Source organism: Kribbella sp. NPDC055071 (genome assembly GCF_053608045.1).
In genome coordinates, this window is the sequence record NZ_JBSGUS010000019.1 from 158653 (window position 1) to 164749 (window position 6097).

6 protein-coding genes and 1 pseudogene are annotated in these 6097 nt (G+C 67.5%); 4 read left to right on the plus strand and 3 right to left on the minus strand.

Features of this window, described 5'->3' with window-relative positions; translation table 11 throughout:
* Positions 1-58: 58 nt before the first annotated feature.
* A complete protein-coding gene (locus tag ACWF4Z_RS28935) occupies positions 59-1261 on the plus strand; it encodes an MFS transporter (RefSeq protein WP_452246311.1) in 1203 nt (400 codons plus the stop codon).
* Positions 1262-1314: 53 nt separating this feature from the next.
* Positions 1315-2526 carry an MFS transporter gene (locus ACWF4Z_RS28940; RefSeq protein WP_452246312.1) on the plus strand — a complete coding sequence of 404 codons (1212 nt, stop codon included), beginning with the start codon at positions 1315-1317 and terminating at the stop codon, positions 2524-2526.
* Here ACWF4Z_RS28940 and ACWF4Z_RS28945 read toward each other — a convergent pair.
* Positions 2409-3002: a dihydrofolate reductase family protein gene (locus tag ACWF4Z_RS28945; RefSeq protein WP_452246313.1), complete on the minus strand. Its 594-nt coding sequence runs from the start codon at positions 3000-3002 to the stop codon at positions 2409-2411. The two genes, ACWF4Z_RS28940 and ACWF4Z_RS28945, sit on opposite strands and share 118 nt — an antisense overlap.
* Positions 3003-3056: 54 nt before the next feature.
* A complete protein-coding gene (locus ACWF4Z_RS28950) occupies positions 3057-3380 on the minus strand; it encodes an ArsR/SmtB family transcription factor (RefSeq protein ID WP_452246314.1) in 324 nt (107 codons plus the stop codon).
* 156 nt (positions 3381-3536) lie between these two features.
* On the opposite strand from ACWF4Z_RS28950, the gene ACWF4Z_RS28955 reads away from it, so the two are divergent.
* Both ACWF4Z_RS28955 and ACWF4Z_RS28960 read left to right on the plus strand, forming a co-directional pair.
* Positions 3537-4805 carry an aspartate kinase gene (locus tag ACWF4Z_RS28955; protein WP_452246315.1) on the plus strand — a complete coding sequence of 423 codons (1269 nt, stop codon included), beginning with the start codon at positions 3537-3539 and terminating at the stop codon, positions 4803-4805.
* Positions 4802-5908: an aspartate-semialdehyde dehydrogenase gene (locus ACWF4Z_RS28960; protein WP_452246316.1), complete on the plus strand. Its 1107-nt coding sequence runs from the start codon at positions 4802-4804 to the stop codon at positions 5906-5908. The genes ACWF4Z_RS28955 and ACWF4Z_RS28960 overlap by 4 nt, the downstream gene beginning before the upstream one ends.
* Before the next feature lie 67 nt (positions 5909-5975).
* Here ACWF4Z_RS28960 and ACWF4Z_RS28965 read toward each other — a convergent pair.
* Positions 5976-6097, minus strand: a pseudogene (locus tag ACWF4Z_RS28965) (IS30 family transposase); the annotation flags it as partial.

Below are 6097 nucleotides of genomic sequence, written 5' to 3' on the forward strand. Positions count from 1 at the left end.
ACAAGATAGGGAGAAATCCCGAGGCGTCCGACCGGTATGTCAGGACAGAATGCGGTGCATGGACCTGACGTCGTACCGCGACCTCTGGAAGACCCAGGGCGTCATGACCCTGCTGGCGTCGGCTCTGATCGCGCGGCTCCCGGTGATGGCCACGATGGTCCCGCTCGCGTTCCTGGCCAAGGACGCGGCCGGGAACTTCGGCTGGGCCGGCGTGGTCGCGGGCGCCTACTCAGTCGGTACGGCGGTTGCCAGCGTGGTGTGGTCCCGGATGGCGGACCGCAGAGGGGCCCGACGCGTCCTGATCGGCACAGGAATGGCCTGGGCCGTCCTGATGGTGGTAGTCGCCGTCCTGCCCGACAGTTGGTTCAGACTGCTCCCAGTGGCGGCAGCCCTGGCTGGTGTCTTCGTTGCGCCCATCACGTCGGCACTCCGCGCCAGCTGGCCGCGTCTGGTCCAAGGATCACGACTCCGCGCCGTCTACGCGCTGGACGCGACAGCCCAGGAACTCCTGTTCATCGTCGGCCCGATGCTCGGCGCACTGGTCGTCAGCTTCGCCAGTCCGCGAGCCGGCCTGCTGGCCTGCGCGGCCATCGCGGCCGCGGCCATCTGGTGGTTCGGCCTCAAGCAACAGCCCGGGGCGACGTACGACGAAGCAGACGGCATCCGGCCGACCGCGCGGGAGCTGCTGATTCACCGGCACCGGCTGCCGCTGCTGTTCGCTTTCGCCTGCCTGGCCTTGGGATTCGCGTCGATGTCGCTCGGCATCGTCGCGTTCGCCGACGAGCACGGCAACCGCGTCATCGCCGGACTGCTGGAGATGATGGCGGCCGTCGGCAGCCTGACCGGTGGCCTGATCGGTGGAGCGCTTCCGGGACGCCACAAGTCGTACGTCTGGCGTCGGTTGCTGAGCATGACCGTCCTGGTCGCCGGATGCGCGTTCGCCACCTCCTCGGTGGTCGCATTGTCCGTCATGCTGTTCGCCTCCGGCTGTCTGATCGCGCCGACGGTCGGGGCGCTCTACGAGCGGCTGGGTGGGATGACACCGGCCGGAGCGCGGACCGAGATCTTCGGCTGGATGATCTGTGGCGGCATGATCGGATCAGCGGCCGGGTCCACCATCGCCGGAGTGATCGTCGAGTCGTTCGGCGTGTCCTCTGCGTGGGTCCTGACGGCGGCCGTTGGCGTTATCGCCACCGTGGCGGTTCTCCGGGTCCCGCCGCATCGCCCCGCCGACGCCGAGCTGGAAGCCGTCACAGCCTGAACGTAGGGCGCAAAGCCCCGCGATCTGGCACTGCACCGGTCCAGGATGAGCACGTGGATCTCACTGCTTATCGCGAGCTATGGCGAACCAGCGGCGTGATGGCACTGCTGGCGTCGGCCCTGACCGCGCGGATGCCGGTGATGGCCTCGATGGTGCCCCTGTCGTTCCTGGCCAAGGACGCGGCCGGCACCTTCGGCTGGGCCGGTGTGGTCGCGGGTGCGTACTCGGTCGGCATGGGGTTCGCGAGCGTCGTCTGGTCCCGCCTGGCCGATCGCAGAGGCATCCGGGAAGTGGTGATCGGCACCGGCATGGCCTGGGGTGCTTTGATGATCGTGGTCGCGCTGCTGCCGGACAGTTGGTTCCGAGCCCTTCCGGTCGCTGCAGCCCTGGCGGGCATGTTCGTAGCCCCGGTGACTTCGGCAGTGCGGGCCGGCTGGCCCCAACTGGTCGACGGTCCGCGATTACGGACGATCTACGCGCTGGATGCGTCTTCGCAGGAACTCTTGTTCATCGTAGGCCCGTTGCTCGGAGCTTTGGTCGTGACGATCGCCAGCCCACACGCGGGTGTGATGGCGTGCGGGATCACCGCGGCCGGCGCGATCTGGTGGTTCGGTCTGCTCCAGCCGCCGCACCGTCTACGGGAGAAGGCGAGCGGGGAACGACTGACCATTGCCGAGCTGGTGCTGCACCGGCATCGCTTCGCGCTGCTGATCGCCTTCCTCTGCATGATCGCGAGCTTCTCCGGTCTGTCGCTCGGCATCGTTGCGGTAGCCGATGCCCACGGCAACCGTCTCGTCGCCGGCATCCTCGAGACCGTGACCGCGATCGGCAGTCTGCTCGGCGGGCTGGTCTCCGGAGCCCTGCCAGGCAAGAAGAACTCCTACGTCTGGCGTCGCCTGCTGGTCCTGGCGATCCTGTCCGTCGGGTGTGCGTTGGCCACGCCCTCGTTGGCCGCCCTGATGGTTCTGCTGTTCGCCACCGGGTCATTGATGGCGCCCACTATCGGTTCGGTCTACGAGCGACTGGGCGTCTTGACGCCGGCCGCCGCACGCACCGAGATGTTCGGCTGGATGGTGGCCGCCGGCCAGCTCGGCGCCGCGCTGGGGTGGGTGCTGGCCGGGGCAGTGGTAGAGGCGTTCGGCCTGCCCTACGCGTGGGTCCTGATGGCCGGTCTCACGCTCATCGCCGCCCTGGCCGTCCTGTGGGTGCCACCCCAACGACCAGCCGACTCCACTGACCTCGACGGCGCAGCGGTCGCCGGATAGAACACGCGGTAGGTGGCCTCCAGTACGCCGCCATCCCGCGCGCACATCGAGATCAGCCGGAGCGTACGGCGATCCAGCCGCACCCCACGTCCCGCGAGTACCGGGTGGACCAGCAGCGACACCTCGTCGACCAGCTTCCATCGCAGCATCGACCGCACCAGGGCAAGGCTGCCGATGACGTGCAGGTCGTCGCCTGGCACCTCCTTCAGCGCTGCCAGTACACGCCGTGGATCACCCTGCAGCACCTCGGTGTTCGGCCGCGCGACGACTGGTCGGCGCGAGACCACGAGCTTGCGCACCTCGTCCAGTCCGGCGATGGAACCGGCGTACTGGTTGAACGTCTTCCGGCCGAGCAGGGCCGTGTCCGTCTCGGCCACCAACTGCCCGAGGGTCGGCCCGGCAGCGGCCAGCCACTGCTCCGGCCGATCCACGATCCCGTCCTCGGTGATGCACAGCTTGGCCACGATGTTCCGCATGAACTGTCTCCTCTGGTCTCTACCAACCCAGATGCAGCAAGAAGGCGGAATGTTTCAGCTCTGTCGACGGCCGCGACGGATCTCGGTCTCGAGGGCGTCGAGGCGGTTGATCCAGAACTTGCGGTACTGGTCGAGCCAGGTGTCGATCTCCCGCAGTGGTCCGGGGTCGACGGCGTACAGGCGGCGGGTGCCGTCGACGGTCACCGTCGCGAACCCGTTGTCGCGCAGCACCCGCAGATGCTGGGACACGGCCGGCTGGCTGATCCCGAACTCTTCGCCGATGGTCGTGGCGATGCTGCCCGCCGGCAACTCGCCGTCGGCCAGCAGCTCCAGGATCCGGCGCCGGACCGGGTCGCCGAGGATGTCGAACGCGTGCACCGGCCCAGTATTTCAGCGATGACTTATATGAACAAGAGGCCCAGGGACTGGTCAGCCGGTAGGCAACGGCGAGGTCACGGCTAGAATGATGGCCGAGACTACGCCTGGTGCAACGCCGCACGGCGTACCGCAACCAGTGGTTTGAGGAGAAACACTGTGGGACGCGTCGTACACAAGTACGGCGGTTCTTCGGTCGCCGACGCCGATTGCATCAAGCGCGTGGCCCAACGGATCGTCGCGACGAAGAAGGCCGGGAACGACGTGGTGGTGGTCATCTCCGCCATGGGCGACACCACCGACGAACTGATGGACCTGGCCAAGCAGGTCTCCCCACTACCGCCGCCGCGCGAGCTGGACATGCTGCTCACCTCGGGTGAGCGGATCTCCGCCGCGCTGCTGGCGATGGCAATCGCGAACCTGGGGTACGAGGCGCGCAGCTTCACCGGCTCGCAGGCCGGGGTGATCACGACGTCGCGGCACGGCAACGCGCGCATCATCGACATCACGCCGGGCCGGATCGAGGAGTCGCTGCAGGAGGGTCACATCGCGATCGTGGCCGGGTTCCAGGGTGTGGCCCAGGACACCAAGGACGTCACCACGATGGGCCGCGGCGCGTCCGACACCACCGCGGTCGCGCTGGCCGCCGCCCTCGAGGCCGACTACTGCGAGATCTACACCGACGTGGACGGCATCTTCACCGCCGACCCGCGGATCGTGCCGGCCGCGCAGCAGATCCCGAAGATCTCCTACGAGGAGATGCTCGAGATGGCCGCCTGCGGTGCCAAGGTGCTGCACCTGCGCTGCGTGGAGTACGCGCGGCGCTACAACGTCCCTGTCCACGTGCGTTCCTCCTTCTCACAGAAGGAAGGCACCTGGGTCGTCGATGCGAAGGAACTGGATCAAATGGAACAGGCGATCATCTCGGGAGTGGTCCAGGACCGCAACGAGGCCAAGATCACGGTGGTCGGCGTACCGGACAAGCCCGGTGAGGCCGCGCGGATCTTCGAGACCGTGGCCGGTGCCGAGACCAACATCGACATGATCGTGCAGAACGTCTCCGCGGTCGCCACCAACCGCACCGACATCTCGTTCACGCTGCCGCGCGTCGACGGCGCCCGGGCCATGTCGGCCCTGGCCCGGATGAAGGACGAAGTGGGTTACGAGCAGTTGCTGTACGACGACCAGATCGGCAAGGTGTCGGTGGTCGGGGTCGGCATGCGTTCGCACCCGGGCGTGTCCGCGAAGTTCTTCTCCGCGCTCGCCGACGCCGGCGTGAACATCGAGATGATCTCCACCTCGGAGATCCGGATCTCGGTTGTCGTGGACGAGAATGTCGTGGATGCCGCCGTGACCGCGGCGCACACCGCATTCGATCTGGACGACGAGCACACCCAGGCTGTCGTGTACGGAGGAACGGGACGGTGACCCCTGTGAGCGCTGTGGAGAACACGATCGAGGACCGGACGGGTCTGCCCTCGCTGGCGGTGGTCGGTGCGACCGGCGCTGTCGGCACGGTGATGCTGACCCTGCTCTCGACCCGGGAGAACGTCTGGGGAGAGATCCGGCTGATCGCCTCCGAGCGCTCCGCGGGTAAGCGGCTGAAGGTCCGCGGCGAGGAGGTCGAGGTCGTCGCGCTGAGCGAGGACGCCTTCGACGGCATCGACGTGGCGATGTTCGACGTACCGGACGAGGTCTCCGCGCACTGGGCGCCGATCGCGGCCGCAAAGGGTGCTGTGGTGGTGGACAACTCCGGCGCGTTCCGGATGGACCCCGACGTTCCGCTGGTGGTGCCCGAGGTGAATGCCGAAGCGGCCCGGAACCGGCCGAAGGGCATCATCTCCAACCCGAACTGCACGACGCTGTCGATGATCGTCGCGATGGGTGCGCTGCACCACCGCTACGAGCTCGAGCAGCTCGTGGTCGCGTCGTACCAGGCCGCCTCGGGCGCCGGGCAGGAAGGCATCGACGCGCTGTACGACCAGCTGGCGAAGGTGGCCGGCAATCGCGAGCTTGGCACGACGCCGGGCGACGTACGACGGGTGGTCGGCAACGGACTGGGTCCGTTCCCGGCTCCGCTCGCGCTGAACGTCGTACCGTGGGCCGGCTCGCTGAAGGAGGACGGGTGGTCGTCCGAGGAGCTGAAGGTTCGCAACGAGTCGCGCAAGATTCTCGGGCTGCCGAATCTCAAGGTCTCAGCAACCTGTGTGCGGGTCCCGGTCGTGACGACACACTCGTTGTCGGTGCACGCGCGGTTCGTCCAGGAGGTCGAAGCTGAGGGTGCGCGCGAGGTGCTGCGGGACGCTCCTGGTGTGCTGCTGTTCGACAACCCGGCCGAGGGCGAGTTCCCGACGCCGGCCGATGTCGTCGGCACCGACCCGACCTGGGTCGGTCGGGTCCGCAAGTCCCTCGATGACCCGAACGCCCTCGAGCTCTTCGTCTGCGGCGACAACCTGCGCAAGGGCGCCGCGCTCAACACAGCCCAGATCGCCGAGGTCGTCGCCAAAGAGTTCACCACCACCAAGGCCTGACAACAAAAGCAAAAGCCCCGCCCCCTCGCGGCGATTTCTAGGGGTCGTTGCAACACCGTGCTGGTTTCTAGGTAGTGAGTAGATCACGCAAGCCCTCGGCTGGGGTGTCCCAGTCGAGCGTTTTGCGTGGTCGGGCGTTGAGTTCCTGGGCGACGTGTTCGAGGTCTTCGGGGCCGTGGACCGACAGGT

Excerpts from the sequence above, each read along its gene's own strand:
- ACWF4Z_RS28935 (WP_452246311.1), top strand. The coding sequence starts at position 59 with ATGGACCTGACGTCGTACCGCGACCTCTGGAAGACCCAGGGCGTCATG.
- ACWF4Z_RS28945 (WP_452246313.1), bottom strand. The coding sequence starts at position 3,002 with ATGCGGAACATCGTGGCCAAGCTGTGCATCACCGAGGACGGGATCGTG.